Origin of the sequence: Actinomadura sp. 6K520, assembly GCF_004349245.1 — a bacterium.
Lineage (GTDB): Bacteria > Actinomycetota > Actinomycetes > Streptosporangiales > Streptosporangiaceae > Spirillospora.
The window spans coordinates 1-18,353 of the sequence record NZ_SMLC01000149.1 but is presented as its reverse complement, the minus strand read 5'-3'; the positions used below and the strand labels follow the sequence as shown (position 1 = coordinate 18,353).

Annotated in this window: 16 protein-coding genes and 1 pseudogene; 3 read left to right on the top strand and 14 right to left on the bottom strand. The window is 67.0% G+C overall.

Going from position 1 to position 18,353, the window contains the following annotated elements:
- The 3 genes from E1289_RS29000 to E1289_RS28990 form a co-directional block, all read right to left on the bottom strand.
- Positions 1-986 (bottom strand): hypothetical protein (locus E1289_RS29000; protein ID WP_131985788.1); only part of this gene is annotated, 986 nt, incomplete at its 3' end.
- A 946-nt stretch (positions 987-1,932) separates the two neighbouring features.
- Positions 1,933-2,421, bottom strand: coding sequence for a hypothetical protein (locus E1289_RS28995; protein ID WP_131985786.1), 489 nt, complete (start codon positions 2,419-2,421; stop codon positions 1,933-1,935).
- Positions 2,418-2,690 (bottom strand): hypothetical protein, encoded by a 273-nt coding sequence (locus E1289_RS28990; RefSeq protein WP_131985784.1) that lies wholly within the window; start codon positions 2,688-2,690, stop codon positions 2,418-2,420. The genes E1289_RS28995 and E1289_RS28990 overlap by 4 nt, the downstream gene beginning before the upstream one ends.
- 312 nt (positions 2,691-3,002) lie before the next feature.
- Between E1289_RS28990 and E1289_RS28985 the strand changes: the two genes are divergently transcribed.
- Positions 3,003-3,422, top strand: coding sequence for a hypothetical protein (locus E1289_RS28985; protein ID WP_131985782.1), 420 nt, complete (start codon positions 3,003-3,005; stop codon positions 3,420-3,422).
- A gap of 645 nt (positions 3,423-4,067) precedes the next feature.
- Positions 4,068-4,925 (top strand): DUF4062 domain-containing protein, encoded by an 858-nt coding sequence (locus E1289_RS28980; RefSeq protein ID WP_131985780.1) that lies wholly within the window; start codon positions 4,068-4,070, stop codon positions 4,923-4,925.
- A 63-nt stretch (positions 4,926-4,988) separates the two neighbouring features.
- Here the strand turns inward: E1289_RS28980 and E1289_RS28975 are convergent, their stop codons facing one another.
- From E1289_RS28975 to E1289_RS28955, 5 genes are all read right to left on the bottom strand, one after another.
- Positions 4,989-5,882 (bottom strand): hypothetical protein, encoded by an 894-nt coding sequence (locus tag E1289_RS28975; protein WP_131985778.1) that lies wholly within the window; start codon positions 5,880-5,882, stop codon positions 4,989-4,991.
- 127 nt (positions 5,883-6,009) lie between these two features.
- Positions 6,010-7,596 carry a helix-turn-helix transcriptional regulator gene (locus tag E1289_RS28970; protein WP_131985776.1) on the bottom strand — a complete coding sequence of 529 codons (1,587 nt, stop codon included), beginning with the start codon at positions 7,594-7,596 and terminating at the stop codon, positions 6,010-6,012.
- 50 nt (positions 7,597-7,646) lie between these two features.
- Positions 7,647-8,141, bottom strand: a complete 495-nt coding sequence (locus E1289_RS28965) for an ATP-binding protein (protein WP_131985774.1) — start codon at positions 8,139-8,141, stop codon at positions 7,647-7,649.
- 317 nt (positions 8,142-8,458) lie between these two features.
- On the bottom strand, positions 8,459-8,917 hold the full coding sequence (locus E1289_RS28960; protein WP_131985772.1) for a hypothetical protein: 459 nt from the start codon (positions 8,915-8,917) through the stop codon (positions 8,459-8,461).
- Positions 8,918-9,242: 325 nt separating this feature from the next.
- Positions 9,243-9,782, bottom strand: a complete 540-nt coding sequence (locus E1289_RS28955) for a hypothetical protein (protein WP_131985770.1) — start codon at positions 9,780-9,782, stop codon at positions 9,243-9,245.
- Between the two features lie 242 nt (positions 9,783-10,024).
- Between E1289_RS28955 and E1289_RS28950 the strand changes: the two genes are divergently transcribed.
- Entirely contained in the window at positions 10,025-11,266 is a 1,242-nt protein-coding gene (locus E1289_RS28950) for a hypothetical protein (RefSeq protein WP_131985768.1), read from the top strand.
- Between the two features lie 114 nt (positions 11,267-11,380).
- Here E1289_RS28950 and E1289_RS28945 read toward each other — a convergent pair whose 3' ends face one another.
- The 6 genes and pseudogenes from E1289_RS28945 to istA all read right to left on the bottom strand — a co-directional run bounded on the left by E1289_RS28945 (position 11,381) and on the right by istA (position 17,984).
- Positions 11,381-12,586, bottom strand: a complete 1,206-nt coding sequence (locus E1289_RS28945) for an IS256 family transposase (protein ID WP_207929220.1) — start codon at positions 12,584-12,586, stop codon at positions 11,381-11,383.
- 218 nt (positions 12,587-12,804) lie between these two features.
- Positions 12,805-13,149, bottom strand: coding sequence for a hypothetical protein (locus E1289_RS28940; RefSeq protein WP_131985764.1), 345 nt, complete (start codon positions 13,147-13,149; stop codon positions 12,805-12,807).
- A gap of 163 nt (positions 13,150-13,312) precedes the next feature.
- Positions 13,313-13,558: pseudogene (locus tag E1289_RS28935) on the bottom strand (ATP-binding protein); the annotation flags it as partial.
- Positions 13,559-13,672: 114 nt separating this feature from the next.
- Positions 13,673-15,190 carry a group II intron reverse transcriptase/maturase gene (gene ltrA, locus E1289_RS28930; RefSeq protein WP_207929219.1) on the bottom strand — a complete coding sequence of 506 codons (1,518 nt, stop codon included), beginning with the start codon at positions 15,188-15,190 and terminating at the stop codon, positions 13,673-13,675.
- Between the two features lie 533 nt (positions 15,191-15,723).
- Positions 15,724-16,335 (bottom strand): ATP-binding protein, encoded by a 612-nt coding sequence (locus E1289_RS28925; protein ID WP_131985760.1) that lies wholly within the window; start codon positions 16,333-16,335, stop codon positions 15,724-15,726.
- A gap of 17 nt (positions 16,336-16,352) precedes the next feature.
- Positions 16,353-17,984 carry an IS21 family transposase gene (gene istA, locus E1289_RS28920; protein ID WP_131985758.1) on the bottom strand — a complete coding sequence of 544 codons (1,632 nt, stop codon included), beginning with the start codon at positions 17,982-17,984 and terminating at the stop codon, positions 16,353-16,355.
- Positions 17,985-18,353 lie beyond the last annotated feature (369 nt).

The following is an 18,353-nucleotide window of genomic DNA, read 5'->3' as shown; positions in this document are numbered from 1 at the left end:
GGCTCGTCGGGGACGGGCGCCTGGCTGCCGGGCTGGGTGGCGGGGTGGGTGGCGATGAAGCGGCGAGGGCGTTCGCAGGTCTGCTCGGCCTCGCCATCGTTGACCAGACGGTCCAGGGCGTTGGCCACCGCACCGGCCGAGTGCCCGATCACCTTGCCGATCTCGTGCGGGGTGAACTCGCTACCGGGGTAGCCGGTCAGGTGGTCGGCCACCTTGCGGCGCAGTTCCCCGGGCTGGGACCGGGCCCGGCCCGAGACGGTACGGCGACGGCCGCCCGCCGCGGCGCGGACCAGGCGGCGCGCCTTGCCCGACCCGGTGTACACCGCCTCCACCGACGTACGCGCGGCGTCGCGGTCACCGGCAGCCAGCGCCGCCGTCACCGCCTCCATGGCCTGGCGCAGCTCGGTCAGCGCCTCGTTCGCCTCCTCCACCGCGGCGGCCTCCATCCCCTCTTCCTCGGCCGATTCCTCATCGGTCGACTCCTCCTGGTCGGCCGAGTCCGGCTCGGCGTCGACGGTGGACGCGGCCTCGTCCGGCTGGGACGCGGGCGCCTCCTGTTCACCGGCCTCGGCTCCGCCGTCGGCGGGGGCGGTGTCCACAGGCGCCGTGTCGGCTTCCGGGTGGTCGGCTTCCGGGGTGACCGGGGGGTCGTCCTGCTGGTGCTCCTCGTGTGCGATCGGGGCGGGGTGCCAGGTGTCAGCGGCGCGCTTGCCGCCGGTACGGCCGCCCGCCGTGCGCACCGCCAGCTCCTGGGTTTCCAGCTCCAGCAGCGCCTTGCGGGCGGTGTTCTTGGACACCCCGGCCGCCCGCGCGATGGCGGCCACCGTGCTGCCCGGGTCGGCCGTCAGCGCGGCCACGACGGCCGCTGCCGGGCCGTCGTTGCGGCGGTCGGTACCGGTACCGGACGCAATGTCCTCGGGCGTCGTGCGGCCGCCGTGGGCCATTTCGGCACCGGCCAGGGCGGTGGTGTTTTCCTGCGCCATCATTCGGCTCCTTCCCTACCGGGGGCGCACCATTTCCTGGTGCCGTTCCCCTTTGGCGTTCGGACCTCGACCATCGCTCTGCCCTAACGGCCTCGCAATAGAATTTCGCGGGATTCTCGGTAACCCAAACGGCTGGACACCCTAACCCGCCGGCCTCGGGACGATCACGCTCTCTATCTCGACAAACGCCGACCAGTCAAGTCCCGCGCCGGCGGAGAAGGCGTCGATTTCCAGTCCTGCCCTTCACGGCTGGGCCGCCTTACCTTTGGGTCGACGCAACTCACCACAAAACTGGCCGAATCGTCTTGACTTGCCCACGGAACGAGGTTCGATCGACCCATACCTCCCGAAACAGCGGAGCCGGCGGCCGAAAAGCACCACAGCGCGAAAGGAGCGAAGCAATGAGTAACGAAAAACATACAGACCAGCAGCCGCAGGGCAAAGTGACACACAACCACGTGGTAGAGCCGTTCAGCCCATTGCGGCCGCCCGGCCAGTGCCCGCGCTGTGATGCACGGCGCGCCGACCGCGCCGCACGCGGGCTGGTCGATCACACTCACGAGCCGTTGCCGTTCGGGCGTCGGCTGCCCTACGGGCAGTGCCCACGGTGTGATCAGTTGCACGAGGGCGCGCCACCACGCCGCGCCAATCACCGCAGCGCCCGGGATACGCGACCGCAGCGGCAGCACGAGGAGATACGCGCGCATTTCGCGCCCGGCGGCCCGCATGACCGCGGACTATGCGGCCCGGTATGCACCGCCTTCGACTGGTGACCATTGCACACACGGCGAAGGCGGGCTGCCACCGCCCGCCGGGTACCTGGCCCGGCGCGCTAACGGCCGGGCAGGCCGGGAAGATCGAGGTGGCTCCCCGGAGGCCAGGGCGCCCGGGGTGGTGGCCTGCCCGAGGGCATCACCCCGGGCGCCTGCATCGGCGCCCGCCGGCGCCTTCAAGCCAACCAGCCGCACGTCTCCCCGTCGACATAGCGGGCGCCGCAGCACCAGCAGCGGATGTCGGTGTCACCGACCGGGGTCACGGTGCCGCAATCGGCATCCGGGCAATATTTGAGGCACTCCATGTCTTGGCAAGGGATCAGCTCGAAGACCCGGTCGCCGATCTGCTCGCACATTCCACGGCCGTCCGCGACCTTGATCAGCGCGTCATGGTGTTCGGCCGAACGCTCACCCTTCTTGCAGGTGCACAGCTGCTCGGAGCGCCCCTCGGCGTATGTCGCATCGCAATCTTCGGGGTCATCGCAGGTCTGCGCCCAATCGGCCAGCAGATGCGCCAGGACGTCCAGCGCCATCTCACCGTCATCAACGGTGACCGGTTCGGCTTCGGGCAGGTACCCGGCATCGGACTCGGTGATGTGCCAGTGCCGTACCGCCGGAATAGGGATGTCCGGCTGCGCGGGTGTGGTCAGCGATGTCGAGATCATTTCAGCTCCTTCCGGTACTCGGCGTACCGGTCATCAGCGAACGCGGTCAGCAACTCGGCGAGGAAGGACGCCGGGTAGGCTTCGGCGCCCGGGTCGAGGGCGGGTAGGTCCTGCCGCGTGGTGATCACGAACGCGCCCGGGTAATCCCGTTCCGCGCTGACCTGCGGCACGACCCGCACAACGGCGCCGTCGTAGATCAGGTACACGTTTCCCGGCGCCGCGCGGAACGCCTCCACGTCAGCCGCCGTCACCACAATCTCCGAGACCATTAAGAATCCCCATTTCGGTGCGAGGGGCGGGATTCGCGATTTCGGGCGTTTCCCCGAGGTGAATCCCGCATTTGGTGATTCACCCACGACGTTCGCTCTGCGGCACCCCCGGGTCAAGGGGGTGCCGCATCTTTTCCCCAGCCCTTAAGGGCTGGAGTCCCTTACCTAGTTGACATGCCGGCCAGCCGGTAAATCACACCCAATTCAGGGGTTGACTTCACCGGCACGCGAGATTCAATAGAGGTAGCCCACCAAACGGCGGGACACCGAATATCAGAAACGGCCCGCCCGCGAACAGAAACGGAGGGGATCATGGTTGTTTCACCGGATGACACCGTCTGGTATGACGCGGAAATCCCCGCGCAACGCCTGCGCGTAGGTATCCCGATCATGCATGAGGACGTGTACGCCACGATCACCAAGCTGATCTTTGATGCGCACCGGCGCCGGGTAATCACCGAAACCCGCGGTGACGACGACCGCGTAATGCGGGTATTCGAATTCGGCTATGACACCGAGGTGACGGCCGCGGTGATCACCCAGTACGGCATTGACCGTGCCGACCGCCGCGGCGTCATGCCGGTACACACCGGGCACGGCGCCCGGGCACGGGACATGGCGCTGGCCTACATCGCCCAGCGCGGCGGAACCCTAATGACACGCTCCGTGATCCCCGACTCCACCAGCGAAACCGGCGCCCTACCGGCAGGCGAGTTCATGCCCGCATCATGATCACGGCCGCGGCCCTCGGGCACGAGCTCACCGACCGGCCCGGGGCCGCCGCGCCGCCGCGGCCTCACCGGGCCCGAGGTCGCCCTTGGACGCGGTGGCCGGCTTCGTTCGGAGGACGCCCGGGGAACACCACGGGCAACCAGGCTGGCCACTCCGCACGCTATCCCGCCCTCATCACTTCAACACCCACCTAGATCGACCTAAACCCATGAACACCTTCGACAGACCACTCCCTGTAGTGAGTCGGGAGAGCCATCGGCGGCCCCAATACGGCCCCTACGTGCGGCTATTCCTTGGTTGATCATGCCGATCTGGCCGGTACCCCCATCGGCAACATCATCTGCGCTGCGGTCCCGCACGCGCCTAGATTGCTTCTGACCTCTGCCAACAGACGTGAACCACCCGACCGCTTGAGACGCGAATCCCGGTAGTGGTGTCAAACGGTCCATGAGCACGCCGAACCCGGGACGGCAAGCGGCGGTGAAGGAACTGCCCAGGCGTGCGATCCTGCCTAAATCGTCCCTTACCTGCTCGTATCGCATGCCGATCCGCTGCGCGATGATCGAGATGGACAGTCACTGTCGCTAACGCTTCGGGGCGTAGAACCTCGTCGTGTTGTCGGTGTCGGCGCGTAGCCTTCTGCTCATGCCGTATACCGCTACCGTGCTCAGGGCGATGATCGCTTCGCCGTCCGATGTCCCCGAGGCTCGTGACGCGGTGGAGAAGGCCATCCACGGTTGGAACAGCGCCCACGCGCAGAGGAAGGGCCTCATTCTCCAGCCGTGGCGGTGGGAGACCTCAGCAGTCCCGATGCTGGGGGCCCACCCACAGCAACTCATCAATGCCCAAGGCGTCGACGACTCCGACATCGTGTTCGCGCTGTTCGGTGGACGGCTCGGCTCCCCCACCCCCGACGCTGTCTCCGGAACCGCCGAGGAGATCGACCGTGCGCTGAAGGCGGGCAAACCGGTCCATCTGTACTTCTCCACCGCACCGTTGCCACACGACATCGACACGGCCCAACTCGACGCGCTCCGCGCGTTCAAGACAGACATGTACGATCGCGGGCTGCTCGGCGAGTTCAGCACACCCGAACAGCTCAACCACGAGGTCTGGAAGGCGATCGAACACGACATCGCGGCCCTGTACCCGGATACCGAGTCCGCATCGCGTCCAGATCCGACCGCCGTCGACTTCCGTGTCCAGCCGCACCAGGAACGTGAGTTGTCAGGCCACAGTTCGAAGGGGAAGCCTCGTTACAGGACCAGGCACTGGGTTGAGGTCGCCAACACCGGTGGCCGTGACGCCGAAGAGGTCACCTTCGCCAGCGCCAACGAGGACAGCGGGATGATTGTGGTCGGCCCGAATAGCCCCACGACGATCCACTCAGAACAATCCCGGCGTGTCAACATCGCACGCTTGAACGGATCGGGCGACCCAGTTCTGCGTATCCGGTGGACCGAGGACGGCGAGCAGAAAGAACGCGACTTCCACGTAGGGTAAGTCATTGGCTCTATCGTCCCCGTTGGCTTCCCTGCCTTCCCACCGCGGGCCGGGAGTAGGCGGTTATCGGTCCCAGACCTTGATGCGTTGGGTTCCTTGGATGGGTTTGTCGTCGGGTCCGGCCAGGTACGGGCTGATCCAGCGGCGTTCGACGCGGGCGCGGCCCGGGCCGACGTGGTAACGGCGCCAGTGGCCTTCCACCCACCACTGCACCGAGTACTCTCGCCCGCTGCGCCCCTCGGGCGGCTGCACGGGGGCGCGTTGCGGCCGTCGTACGTGGACCAGGCGTACCTGACCATCTGGGAGACCAGCGCGTTGCAGTCGACGCCGCGCGGCCCGGGGCGCGCGTTCGGTTCGGTGGGCGGCCAACGGTTGCTGCATGAGGAGGCAGGCGGCGATCGCGGTCTGGCCCCAGGAACTGGTGAGATCGTCGTCGCTGGGGACATCTTCGGGTTGCCCGAGTGCCCAGATGAGTTCGTTGTCGGGCATGACCGGGCCGACTTGCCGCAGCCGGGTCACCTCGGTGTCGGCGACGCGGGCGAAGCGGCGGGTGTGGGCGTCGACGAATCCGTGTGGGTCGCTGTAGAAGGTAAACCACGCGGCCTTCCGCTGGGCCCAGTCCGCTCCTACCGGTACCTCGTAGTCCCCTTCGCGTGCCAGCAGGGGCGGGGTGACGGTGCCCCAGCTGACGGCGACGATCTCCAGGTCGATGCCGGCTGAGGAGACGGTCGCCATCGGTTTCTCGAACACCAGGAACCCGGTGGAACTGGGCAGGTCGTGTTCGTGCAGTTTTACGTGGGTGAGTTGGCGGCCGGCGTGGCGGGCCAGATCGGTCATCTCACCGCTGACCCAGTACAGCTCCCCGCACACGCGGTGGTGCTCGTCGGCCGCCAACTGGGCGGCCGAGTCGGGGAGCGGGCCGGGACGGCGGATCTGCTGGCTGCCTGCGAGCAGCATCTCCAGATAGAACGCGCCGCCGCGTTCAGCCAGCCAGGCGGCCAGTTTGCCTCGCAGCTCAGGGACGCGCCGGGCGTCCGGACACCGCCAGCGCGGCCCTGGCTCCCGTCCTTGCGCATTTTGAGCGCTAGTCATGGGGGTGGACGCCGATGGCGGCCAGCGCCCGCCGGTAGAACCGGGCGCGGCGGCGCTGGTCGTGGTCGGAGAGGTGGTTTGCGCGGGTGTCGAGCAAATGGGCTGCTTGGGCCCAGGCTTGTGCGGCCTGCCGGGAGGGGCCGTGGCCTTCCAGTAGTTCGGCTCGTTGGACCAGCGCGGTGATCGCCTCGTCTGGGTGGCCGAGGCGGGCGCAGGCGTCAGCGAGGACGGCCAGCGCTTGTGCCGTGGCCCGGTCCGTCTCCGGCCTGCCAGGGGTGTGCGCGTCATCGGCAGGAGCGTCGGCCTTCCCACCGGGGTGGTCGGTGTCGGCGCCCTGCAGGGCTGTGCGGGCGTGGGCGGCGGCCTGCTCGGGGTGGTCGAGGAGGAGTTCGGCCTCGGCCAGATCGGCCAGCGCCTGGGTGGTGCCGCCGAGCAGCGCCGTGCGGGTCAGCTGCTGGGTCAGCAGGTCGCGGGCGCGTTCGACCTGGGCCGGGCGCACCCGCAGTAGCAGGGCGGCGCACCGGGTGCGCAGGTCGATGGCGGCCCGCAGATTCTCGTCGTTCTCCAGCAACTGCAGCGCCCGGTCGGCCCAGTGCGCGGCCTCCTCCAGATCCCCGAGGGCCTCGGTGACCTGGACCGTGTGCCGGTAGGCCAGCAGCCGGGCAGCCGGGTGCCCGGAGTGCTCAGCCAGACGCACCAGGCGGGCGCAGGTCTGACGGGCCAGCAGCAGTTCACCGGCATCGCTGAACGCTTCCGCCAGCCCGCCGCCGATCTGCACCGCCGCCTCGGTGGCCCGCACGTCGTTCTGGTCGGCGGCTGTGGCCGCGACCGTGAAGGCGGCCTGGGCGGTGCGGGCGGCGCGCTGGGCGTGGCCGCCTCGGCGGTGGCAGCGGGCGAGCGCGACCTGCGCGGTGGCCCACCGCTCCCAGCCGATTTGCGGTGGCGGACTGCCGGACAGCGTCCCCGGCCCGGAGCCCTGGCCCTGTGCGGGCCGTGGACGCAGAACGGCGGAGCCTGGTGATGGTGAGTCGGCTGTCCCGTCCACCTCCGCCACCCGCACGTCCGGCAGCCGGTGGAGCATGGTGATCGCCTCGCCGAACCGGCCACGGGACTCCAACGCCAGCGCGGCGGTGCAGACCGCCTCGGCGTGCAGCTCCGGCAGAGTACGCAGATCGTGGCTGGCCACCAGGTCGATCAGTTCCGGTAGGGCCTGCTCACAGTGTCCGGCGTACAGCGCACGGCGGGCGGTGCTGTATCGGGTGTTCAGGTCGGTCAGGGTGGTTTCGGCGATCCCGCGGCGCAGGTAGTCCGTCGAGCAGTCCAGCCGATCGGCGAGTGTGCCGAGGACGGTGGGTGAAGGTGTGCGCCTACCGGACTCGATCAGGGAGATGTAGCTGTCGGACAGATCACGCCCGGCCAGTTGCGCCTGCGACATGTCACGTTGCTGCCGCAACGTCCGGACGCGATCCCCAAGCTGAACGGCAGACCCATGTGGTGTTACGTGCTCGGCCAAGGCTGTGACCTCCGTGTTTGTGTCAGCACGCCCGCCGGGATCCACAAACAGGACGATCGCCCGCATCACCGCCCCGCCGCAGGGGGCGGGGGCGGCAGCGGTCTATGCCGGGGGGATCAGCCCGCGCAGGGGACAGGCGCGCCGCCTGCCGACAGCCGTGCCCAGACGGTGTGGCCAGCGACCGGATCCCCCTCGATACCAACGTGGGCGGCCGACGCTGCCACCAACCGCAGGCCGTGGCCATGCTCGGCGAGCATTCCGCGCCCTTCGGCGGTGTTGAACGCGGGAACCGAGCGCCCGCCCAGGTCGTGTACGGCAATACACAGATCGTGACCGCGGCTCAGTTCGACCCCGAACCAGCCGCCGGGCTCTCCCGAGCGGGTGTGGAGCAGCGCATTGCTGACCAACTCGACCGCGATCAACGCGGCGTCATCGGCCCCTTCGATGTCGGCGCATTGTGCCTTCACCCATGAACGGACCTGGCCGACTTGATCGAGCCGTCCGGGGTAGACTCGCCGCCAGATCATGCGGCCTTTTGCCTGGAGCCATGCATCGGCCAGAACAGCGAGATGAGTTCCAGAGTGCGGGGTGCGCTCGCCTGATGCTGTCATTGTCAACCGCCTCCTGTTTCCCGGGCGGTGCCATGCGGGCGTGCATTTGTTTGTGGACGGCACCGCATGTGGCATCGAGCGCCGACTTGTCAACCGCCGTCAAGTCACGTCGACCGGTTCGCCATTCTGCTGGCGTGGGAAGATCTCGACCGAGGTGAACCGTCCGAACTCGTGGCCTTTATGATCTCGGACTGACTCCTGGATTCGCCTACTGGCCATGGAGTGCCGCGTTTTGATCATTCGCCCGAAATGTGCATTACCGACTTCGGCGGTGGAATCCGGTAGCCGATGCCAGATACCAGAACCGGGGAGGAAGATCAGGACGCAGCCAGTGCTTCCACGACCGGCGCGAAAGCGTGCATGTGGGCGTGGTCGATCAGGAGGTAGTTGAGTCCGAGGAGCTGTTGGCGTCCCCGGATGACGTCGCAGATCTCCGCGACTTCACCGGCCAGGACGAGAGGGGATTCGGCGAGCCGGTGGCGGGGGAGGGGAAGCTTGCTGGCGATGCGGTCGAGGTAGACGCTCTTATCGCGTCCGACGTGCAGGAAGAACACTTGAGTGGAGATGTTCATGGTCGGCCACCGGGGTCCGGCGTGCTGCTGGACCCATTGGGATTTGCGGTGGAAGGCTTCCAGAGACGCCTCGGGGGAACGGTGCGCGCCGGACCGTCCGGAACGCAGGCTGGGCAGAATGCTGATGTCATCGGCGTGCTGGGCGGCCAGCGCCAGGACGCGTGACGAGCCTCCGCCCATAATGAGCCGGGGCGTGCTCTGCAACGGTGACCACCCACCGTGCTCGCAACAGCAAGCACCCACCGTCAAACGATCTTGAGTAGCCAGCACCCTCATCAACCAGCCCACTCACACCAAACCACCCGCAAACCAGACCCATGACCTGCAACTTCAAATCAGAAATCGCTCAGGGCCATGTGGGCTGCATCATGTGAACTGCGTCGCACTCACGCCCAGCAGCTTGCCGCTCGAGCGTTGACAGCGCGGCCAATCAACCGGTCCTGGCCACCCCACTTCGCGGCCGCGCCGAAGACCGACACTACAGGCAAGCCGCCCACTTGGCCTGACAGGAGAATGGCCGTAAATAGTCTTACCACCCGAACCCTCCAAGCCCCGGAGGTTCAGGTGGCGGAGGTTCAGGCAGCTCCGGCGGTTCGGGCTCCTTCAACTTGCGCCACTGCTTTTCCACCCAACTCAGCTCTTCAGGATCAAAAGGCTCCAGATCAACGAGCTCCGGCTTCGATACATCATCCAGAGCCGCCTTGATCCGCTCAGCCTCGGCAGCCGTCCCCGGGCTGTCGACAAGATCGTGAGCCAGCTTCGCCATAGGCGCGATCACCGCCAGATCCACCGCAGCGAACATCCCCACAAAGACCACCCCGAGCCCGCCACCCACGACCGCGTCCAACGCCTGCTGACACGTCGGTGCCCGAACCACATCCACCACGACCTCGGCCAGAGTGAACGCCTCTCGCGCCGCCTCCGGCATCATCAGCTTGACCTCACCCAACACCGCATCCCCCGCCGGACTCCGCGAAGCTTCGCCCAGCCCACCAACGCCCACCGGTTCGTCCAACATGCGCACATGGCGGTGAGGGCCGACCTCCATGGCTACCGCCACGATCAACACCGAGTCGTCCTCACCAGGGACGTAATACACACGCCACGTCGGGTCACAGAGCGGGCCCATGACACCACTATGCGCGATTCCGTCAGGGACACCCACCCTGGAGAGCCGCCGCGTACGAACACGACGGAACCCACCCTGGGAAGCGATCTATCCCCTCCCGGGGACACGATCTTCCTGACCCCAGTTTCCATCCAGTTCAGGGGTATTTGTGATCATCCCTGGTCCCCGACATCGTCGTGCGAGTGCTGAGCGAGGCCCTGGGGCAACCGCTGGACTTCCACCAGGTCTGGCCCGAGCGCGCGGCCCGCCGCCGGATCTACCTCACCGCCGACGAGGGCCTGGACGTACCGTGGACGCACCATGGCCTGCTGCGCCTACTGGAGGGATGGCCGCACACCATGCTGGCACGACGCGCCTTCATCGCCCTGTCCGGTGCCGCTGTGACGGCGTCTGCCTGGCAATGGATGGACGCCCCCACTCCCACCACGATCGCCCGCACCGCAGCCGCGGGCGGGCGGGTATCGGCAGAAACCCTGACCGTCATCGACACCATCGTCGCCGCCGCACAACAGATGGACGACCAGCACGGCGCCGCCAGCGCCGGTTTCGTCAGCGACCAGTTCTCCTGCGTCTCCCGGCTACTGCGCCAGGCCAGCTACGACACCACGGCCGGGCGGCGGCTGTGCGCCGCGCTCGCCCAACTCGCCCAGACCGCCGGCTTCATGGCTTATGAGAACCGTCAGGACGGCGCCGCCCAGCGCTGGTACCTCACCGCCCTGCATGGCGCCCACAGCGCCGGCGACCATGCCCTGGCGGCCAGCATCCTGGCGTTGATGAGCAACCAACAAGCCGATATCCCGGGCCAGACCAACCAGGCGCTCCAACTATCCGCTGCCGCCCAGAAGGCCGCCACCCGCGCACCGGCGGCAGTACAAGCCCTCATCGCCGCCCGTAGCAGCCTGGCCTACGCCGCCGCCGGCGACCTGAACGGCTTCCAGCGCACCCGAGACCGGAGCCTGCAGGCCCTCGACCACGCCGACTCCCACCACGACCCCGCGCCCCGATGGGCCCGCTACGTCACCCGGACCGAACTCGACGCCATCACCGGCCGTGGCATGGTCACCCTGGCCCAACACCTGACCGGCCGCCACCAGCAAAGACTCCTGACCAACGCCACCACGCTGCTGCACGACCGCGCCCTCACCCCCACCTCCACCTACCAGCGCTCAACACTGCGGCATCTCACCTGGCTCGGCCTCGCCTACGCCCACGCCGGAGACCTCGACCAGGCCGGCCGCGCGGCTCGTGCCGCCGCGCAGCAGGCACCGCAGATCACCTCGCCACGCTGCCGACACCTGATCAACGATCTCCGCGACACCCTGGCCGCGCATGCCCCGCGCACCCCCGCCATCCGCTCCGTGCTCAATGACCTGAACCACACCGTCCCTGTGGCCGGAGGAAACGGCTCCAGTGCGGCCTATTGAACTGGCCAACTCCGGCCTGAGCACCACCAAAACCGGCTCAGCCTTGCGGCCCGCCCGAAAGCCGAACAAACGCGGGTGTGTCAAGTTAACGGCTGATCTTGGTTGTTGAGGTGTTCAGTTGGCGGTCGGGGTGAGTCGGCCTTCGAACTCGATCTGGAAGGCGTTGAGAGGTGCCTTCCAGCGCATGGTCCATCGCTTGCGGCCCTTGCCGGTCGGGTCCAGGGACATCAGCGCCATGTAGATGCACTTCATTGCTGCGGCCTCGTTCGGGAAGTGCCCGCGGGCGCGGACGGCCTTGCGGATCCGCGCGTTCACGCTCTCGATCGCGTTCGTGGAGCAGACGACCTTGCGGATCTCGACGTCGAAGCGCAGGAAGGGCACGAACTCGGCCCAGGCGTCCGACCAGAGCTTGATGATCGCCGGATACTTCCCGCCCCAGGCCTCCTGGAACTCCAGGAACCGTTCCTCGGCCGCTTCCTGGTTGGGCGCCGTGTAGATCGGCTTGAGCGCCTTGGCGATCTTGTCCCAGTCCTGGCGGGCCGCGTAACGGAAGCTGTTGCGCAGCAGGTGAACGATGCAGGTCTGGACGATCGTGCGAGACCAGACGGTCTCCACCGCCTCGGGCAGGCCCTTGAGGCCGTCGCAGACCAGCATCAGCACGTCCTGGACACCGCGGTTCTTCAGCTCGGTGAACACGTGCAGCCAGTACTTGGCGCCCTCACCGCCGTCGCCGGCCCAGATGCCCAGGATGTCGCGGTGGCCCTCCACGGTCACCGCCATCACCACATAGATCGGCCGGTTCGCGACCTGCCCGTCCCGGATCTTGACGTTGATCGCGTCCACGAACAAAACGGGATAGACACGGTCCAGCGGCCGGTTCTGCCATTCGGCCATGCCGTCCATGACCTTGTCGGTGATCGTCGAGATCGTCTGCTTGGAGACCTGGGCGCCATAGACCTCGGCCAGATGCGCGCTGATCTCCCCGTGCGTGAGGCCCTTCGCCGACAGCGACAGCACCATCTCATCCACCCCGGTCAACCGGCGCTGCCGCTTGCGCACGATCTGCGGCTCAAAGGTGCCGCCGGTGTCCCGTGGAATCTTCACCTCGACCGGGCCGACGTCGGTGAGCACGGTCTTGGCCCGGGTGCCGTTACGGCTGTTGCCGCTGCCCCGGCCCGCCGCGTCGTGCTTGTCGTAGCCGACGTGGTCGGTGATCTCGCCTTCCAGCGCGGACTCCAGCACCCGCTTGGTCAGCTGCTGCAGCAGCCCGCCCTCGCCGGTCAGCTGCAGCCCTTGGGTCCGAGCACGGTCCACCAGCATCGCGATCAGCTGCTCGTCCGGCGCTGCACCCTGCGGCGCCTGGTCCGGCTGCTCAGCGGACTCGTCTCCAACGATGGTGTCGGTCACCTGGCGTCTCCTTGATCATCGGATCCGCCGTTAATTAGACACTCCCACAAACGCCGCTTTGGGGAAGGGCATTTGGCGGACTTTGGCCCTAACCTCGTAAGTGCACTCCCGTCTCCACCGGAATCTGTGGACTAATGGCGCAGGAGTTCGATTACCTGCTCAATCGCTTCGGTAGGCCAGCTGATCGATACCCAGCCTTCGGCCTTTGCCCGGTTTGATCGGACGGCCTCAACGCCGTCAAGAACGGCTAGCAGGACGGGTGCTGCATCCTCCCGGACGGTAACCCAGGCCCGGCCGGCGTTGAGCCGGGCCAGCCGGTCAACCTGGTCCGGTTCCGCACCGGTGCTTCCCGCAAGCGTTGCTTCACCGCCGTCTTGGCAGCTCAGGAGTGTCGCGTAGCCGAGCTGCCATAGCCGGGCGATCACGGGCACCATCAACTCGTCGATCTCGACTGGTTCGCCGTCCGGGGTCGTCATGGTTTGAGACGGATGATGCTGGCGCAAGGACTCGCCCCCTTCGGATGCGGGCAGTTTGACTAGGGCGGCTTCGATTGGCCCCAGCGGGGCGGCTCCAGCTGGCCCCAGTTGTTGATCAGTGGGCTTGGGTGTGGCGGTTTGAAGTGGCCCCACCCGTTGAGCGTCAGGTCGTGTCGGTGACCTGCTGTGCTTTGGTCTGGGCGAGTCGGTAGGACTGGGTTCCGGTCTCGATGATGGTGCCGCCGAAGGTGAGCCGGTCGACGATCGCGGCGCAGAGCCGGGGGTCGGTGAAGGTCTTGGTCCATCCGGAGAAGGTCTCGTTGGAGGCGATGGCGACGCTGTTGGTCTCTTCTCGTTCGGTGAGGACCTGGAACAGCAGTTCGGCGCCTCGCCGGTCGAGTTCCATGTGTCAGGTCGGGGACGAGACGCCGTGCACCCTTTCAGGTGTCGGTCTCCTCGTCCCCGCCTGCCGAACCGGACGTGCCCGTTGGCCGAGCATCCGGCTCTCCACGTGATTCGGTGGTCAAGCCATGAGTTCGCTGACCTGGCCAACAAAGCCCGTATCGTCGTGGTTGGTCTGGCGGAATCGTGCTCCGTCAGGGTCGACCTCGTCGATGTTCCATGGGGTGCTGATCTGCGCTCCGCGGAAGCGGTAGCGTTCGACCTTCATCTTTGCCGGGTTGTAGAGGACCAGGCCCTCTGCGGTGATCCGGTCCGCCCCGTAGTAGCGGCGGCGGATCTGTTTCCAGGTCAGGTGCGGGTGTTTTCGGCGGATCCAGAGGATCAGCCGCCACCAGGCGTACCAGCCCAGGTAGGCGAAGGTCCTCTTGGAAGCGCCGTAGCGAAAGTAGGCCGCCCAGCCCCGAAGGACCGGGTTGACCGTCCGCAGCACCTCAGCCAGCGAGAGCGAGGTGGTACTTCGCCCCGTCAGCTTCTTGATCTTGTGCATCACCGTCGCCAGGTTCTGCTTGGAGGGGATGGTGAGCACGACGCGACGGCCCTCGCCTCTGGTCTTGGCCTGGATGTGAAAGCCCAGGAAGACGAAGCCGTCATCGATGTGGGTGATGTGGGTCTTCTCGTCCGAGAGAGTCATTCTCAGCTTGTCGGCCAGCAGTACGGCGATCTGCGACTTGAGCGCTTGCGCTTCCTCCCTCGTGCCGTGCACGAGCACAATGAAGTCATCGGCGAAACGCACGAGCCGGAAGTTCGGCCGTCCCATCCGGCGCCGATATTGACGACGCCAGGGCGGGTTCATCTGCTCGTCCCAGATCCGGGCGAAGTACCGGTCCAGCACGGACAGATAGACGTTGGCCAGCAGCGGAGAAACGACTCCTCCTTGCGGAGTGCCGGTCAGGCTCTCCGCGAATCCACCGTGCAACTCGACAATCCCCGCCCGCAAGAACCCACGGACCAGCCGCAAGACCTTCCGGTCAGAGATCCGTTCGGCCACCAGACCCATCAAGACGTGGTGGTCGACGTTGTCGAAGCAAGCCTTGATGTCACCTTCGATGACCCATTCGTAGGTCGACGGCTTGCGGGTGAAGTGGTGGATCTCGGCGATGGCGTCCTGGGCCCGTCGTCCGGGCCGATAACCGTAACTGGACGGGTAGAAATCGACTTCGAAGATCGGTTCCAGGATCAGCTTGAGCGCCATCTGCGCCACCCGGTCCCGCAGGGTCGGGATCCCCAGGTAACGGACCTTGCCGTTCTTCTTGGGAACCGTCGCCTGTTTCACCGGCAGCGCGGTGAAGGTGCCGTCCTTCAAAGAAGAGCGCAGCTCCTCCAGGAACGGGATCACCCCCATGCGCTCTAAGACGTGGTAGCGGGTGACCGCATCCACCCCCGCTGTCCTGGCGCCCCGGTTGCCAGACACCTTCTCCCAGGCCACCAATAACGTGGCCCGGTCATAGACCAAGTTGAACACATCGCCGAACCGGCGATCCGATTCGGCTCTTGCCCATCGGTGCAGTTTCCGCTGATGGTCGAGTACCCGCCGTTCCGCCGAGTACAACCCCGGCCACGACGGCGCGTCGTTATTCAACAACGTTCCTCCCCGGCAGCAGCACCACTGCCTTCACGCTGTCGCCCTTCCCCGCGTGACCGGTTCTCCCGGCCTCTGAGTACTACGGCGACTCCGCCACGACCCGGCGTCATCAGCGGACGTCGCACCTGCCCACCGCCCGGCTGGACACCGGGCGGAGAGGGCGACGCCGAGTCGCTTCCCACGTTCACTGAGAACCCTTCTGACGGTGTCGGCGCCCAGCTATACCCCGGCAGCATCGTCCGGACCGCACATCGCAGTCTTGGCCCGGACCTTCGACCGCCCATCCACAGCAAGCGACCGAAGAGGAGAGTCCATCGGATAGAGCGCTCTCCAGCACTGCGGCGCGGCCCATCCACCAGATTCGACAGGCCGCTGACGACTCACGGGGCTTCAACCACTGGTTCAGTTTCCTTGCGCCCATCCCGTCTTCGCTTGCGAGCACGAGCCGTCTGGTGGTCCCGGCCCGTCTCTACGTTGTCGAGGCTGCTCCCGGCCTCACCCCCGACCCGGGGTTCGACCTGCCTCCAGCTTCAACCGGTCACTGCGATGACCGGCGGCGGATCCCTCCTTCCGCAGGGTTTCTCAGCGCCTCGTGGCGCACAGCCCAGTTCGTCGATGCAGAGCAGGTCGACGCGGCCGTAGCGGGCGATGGTCTTGGTGAGCTGGCGGTCGTCGGCGGCTTCGACGAGCTCGTTGACGAGTTTGGAGGCCAGCGCGTAGCGGACGCGGTGGCCGCCCATCGCGGCGGCGGTGCCCAAGCCGATGAGCAGGTGTGATTTGCCGGTGCCGGAGTCGCCGATCAGGCAGAGCGGGGCGCCTTTGGTGATCCATTCGCAGGTCTCCAGGGACCCGATCACGGCGGGATTGATGTTGGGGTTGGCGTCGTAGTCGAAGTCGGTGAGCCATTTTTGGCGAGGGAACCCGGCGGCCCGCAGGCGCCGTTCGGCTCGCCGCCGGTCACGGTCCTCACATTCGGCCATGAACAGTTCGGCGAGGAACCCGCGGTAGGTGAGCTGCTCGCGTTCGGCCTTGTCGGCCATGTCGGCGAACTGGCTGCGGATGGTGGGCAGCCGCAGTACCCGGCAGGCGGTGTCGATCGCGGCGTTGGCGGCGGGCTCGGTGATTCCCCGGGTCCTGGCCATCGTGGTCCTCCCGTTCCTCAGCTGCTTCTTCGGTGGCGGAGCAGTTGGTCATAGGCCTCGACGTTCGGCAGCGGCCGGTCGTCGTCACGAAGTTCGGCCACCCGCTTGAGGAGCATCGGGGTGACTTTCGGGCCGATCGCGGCCGTGCCGGCAGGGCCGGGAGCCACCTCGGGTGCGGGCAGAGCCCCTTGACGGATCTCGCGGGCCTTGCGGGCCTCGACCGCGACGACGTCGACGCAGAACGAACCGACCGACAGGGCGGCACCGATCCCGGCGATCACGTCCTGGTCGTCCATGTGCCGATGCAGCAGCAGCACCTCGATCAGGGCGCGGGTGCCGCCGGGTTCGCCCAGTGCCCTGCGCGCCGCCGACCACAGGGCTTCGTGCGCCTGGGTGAACACCCCTTGCGCGCGTGCGTGCTCCAGCGGGGTCGAGTGCGCCATCGCACCGGGCTTGCGCATCAACGCCTCCAGATAGTGATCCAGGACCAGATGCTCGGCTCCCTTGGAGGTCAGCCGCGGGTGCCGGGCGATCTCCTCGCGCCGGTCGAAGACGACCAGCTCCGAGGAGCGCAGCACGACCCGGACCTGCCGGCCGATGAAGCGGACCGGGACCGAGTACAGACAGCAGCGGACAGTGACCTTGCTGGACCGGTCGACCCGCGGCGACAACAGCAGACCGGTCTCGAACGGCTCGTCGGGCAGCGGCCGCAGCAACTGCGCCTCCTGGGCGAAGTCCTGGCCGATCGTGCGGATCCGTGACCCGATCCGGCGGGCGTCCTCGGCCCGCTCGGCCCGCTCGATCAGATCGTTGAGCTCCTGCAGGGACGCCACCTGCGGGACCGGCACCAGGTAGTTGCGGCGGAAGTAGCCCACCTGCTGCTCGACTCCGCCCTTCTCATGCGCCCCCTCGATACCGGGCTGGCAGTAGAACGCCTCGAACCGGTAGTGCGACCGGAACAACCTCCAGCGAGGGTTCTCCACCCGGGCCCGGGACTGCCCGAACACGATCTTCTGAACGGCCGAGGTCAGGTTGTCGTAGCGGATCTGCCCGGTCGGCAGACCGCCCAGCGTGGTGAACGCATGCACGTGCCCCTCCAGGAACGCCTCCTGCCCGCAGGTCGCGAACACCTGGTGGACCGCCTTGCCCGAATACGACATCCGGTAGACGAACAAGTAGCACTTGGTCATCACCCCGGCCAGCCGCACCCACAACTCACCGAAGTCGACCTCGGCCTCCAGCCCCGGCGGATGATGCTGCGGAATGAACACCTTGGCCGGGCCACGGCCCTCCTCGATCCGGATCTCGGGCCGGCGGCGGGACACATAGTCACGCACCGTCGTGTAGCCGACATCGGCCATGCCGTGCTCGGCGGCCAGCCGGGCGTAGATCCTCTTGGTCGTGTGCCGCTGCTTCTTGGGCGCGTCCAGGTCCGCCCGCAGCCACTCATCGATGATCTTCTTGAACGGATCCAGCTTCGGCGACCTGCGCACCGGCGTCTTCCGCGGCGCCGGCTCCGGCCGCGTCAACGCCTCCCGCACCAGCCGACGATGCACCCCGTACTTACGAGCAAGAGCCCGTACCGACAGACCCTCCCGCCACGAATCCCGACGGATCAGATCAAACAACTCAGCCTTGGTCGGCGCCACCAGGCACCTCCTCGCGCATCACGAGAAGGCTCCCACCACAACCCCGCCAGTGGGGCCACTTCAGACCGACATGACGACACCGGCATAGAACCATAACCCCAGGTGGGGCCAGCTGAAGCCGCCCCGGCGGGGCCAACTCAGACCGCTCTAATCAGGCAGTTTTACCCTTCAACCTTCAGTGAGTTTCCTTCTAGTGGCTGCGCAGATCCAATGTAGTGGACTTACTGCCCCCAGGTTGGGGCGAGCTTGTAACTCGAAGTGTGTAAAGATGATCTTGTGGTGGGTCTGGTTGTCTTTACTGGATGCGGTCTGGGTAGGCGGCGGCGAGTTCGTTGAGGGCTTCGGCCCACCCGTAGGTTTTCTGGCCTT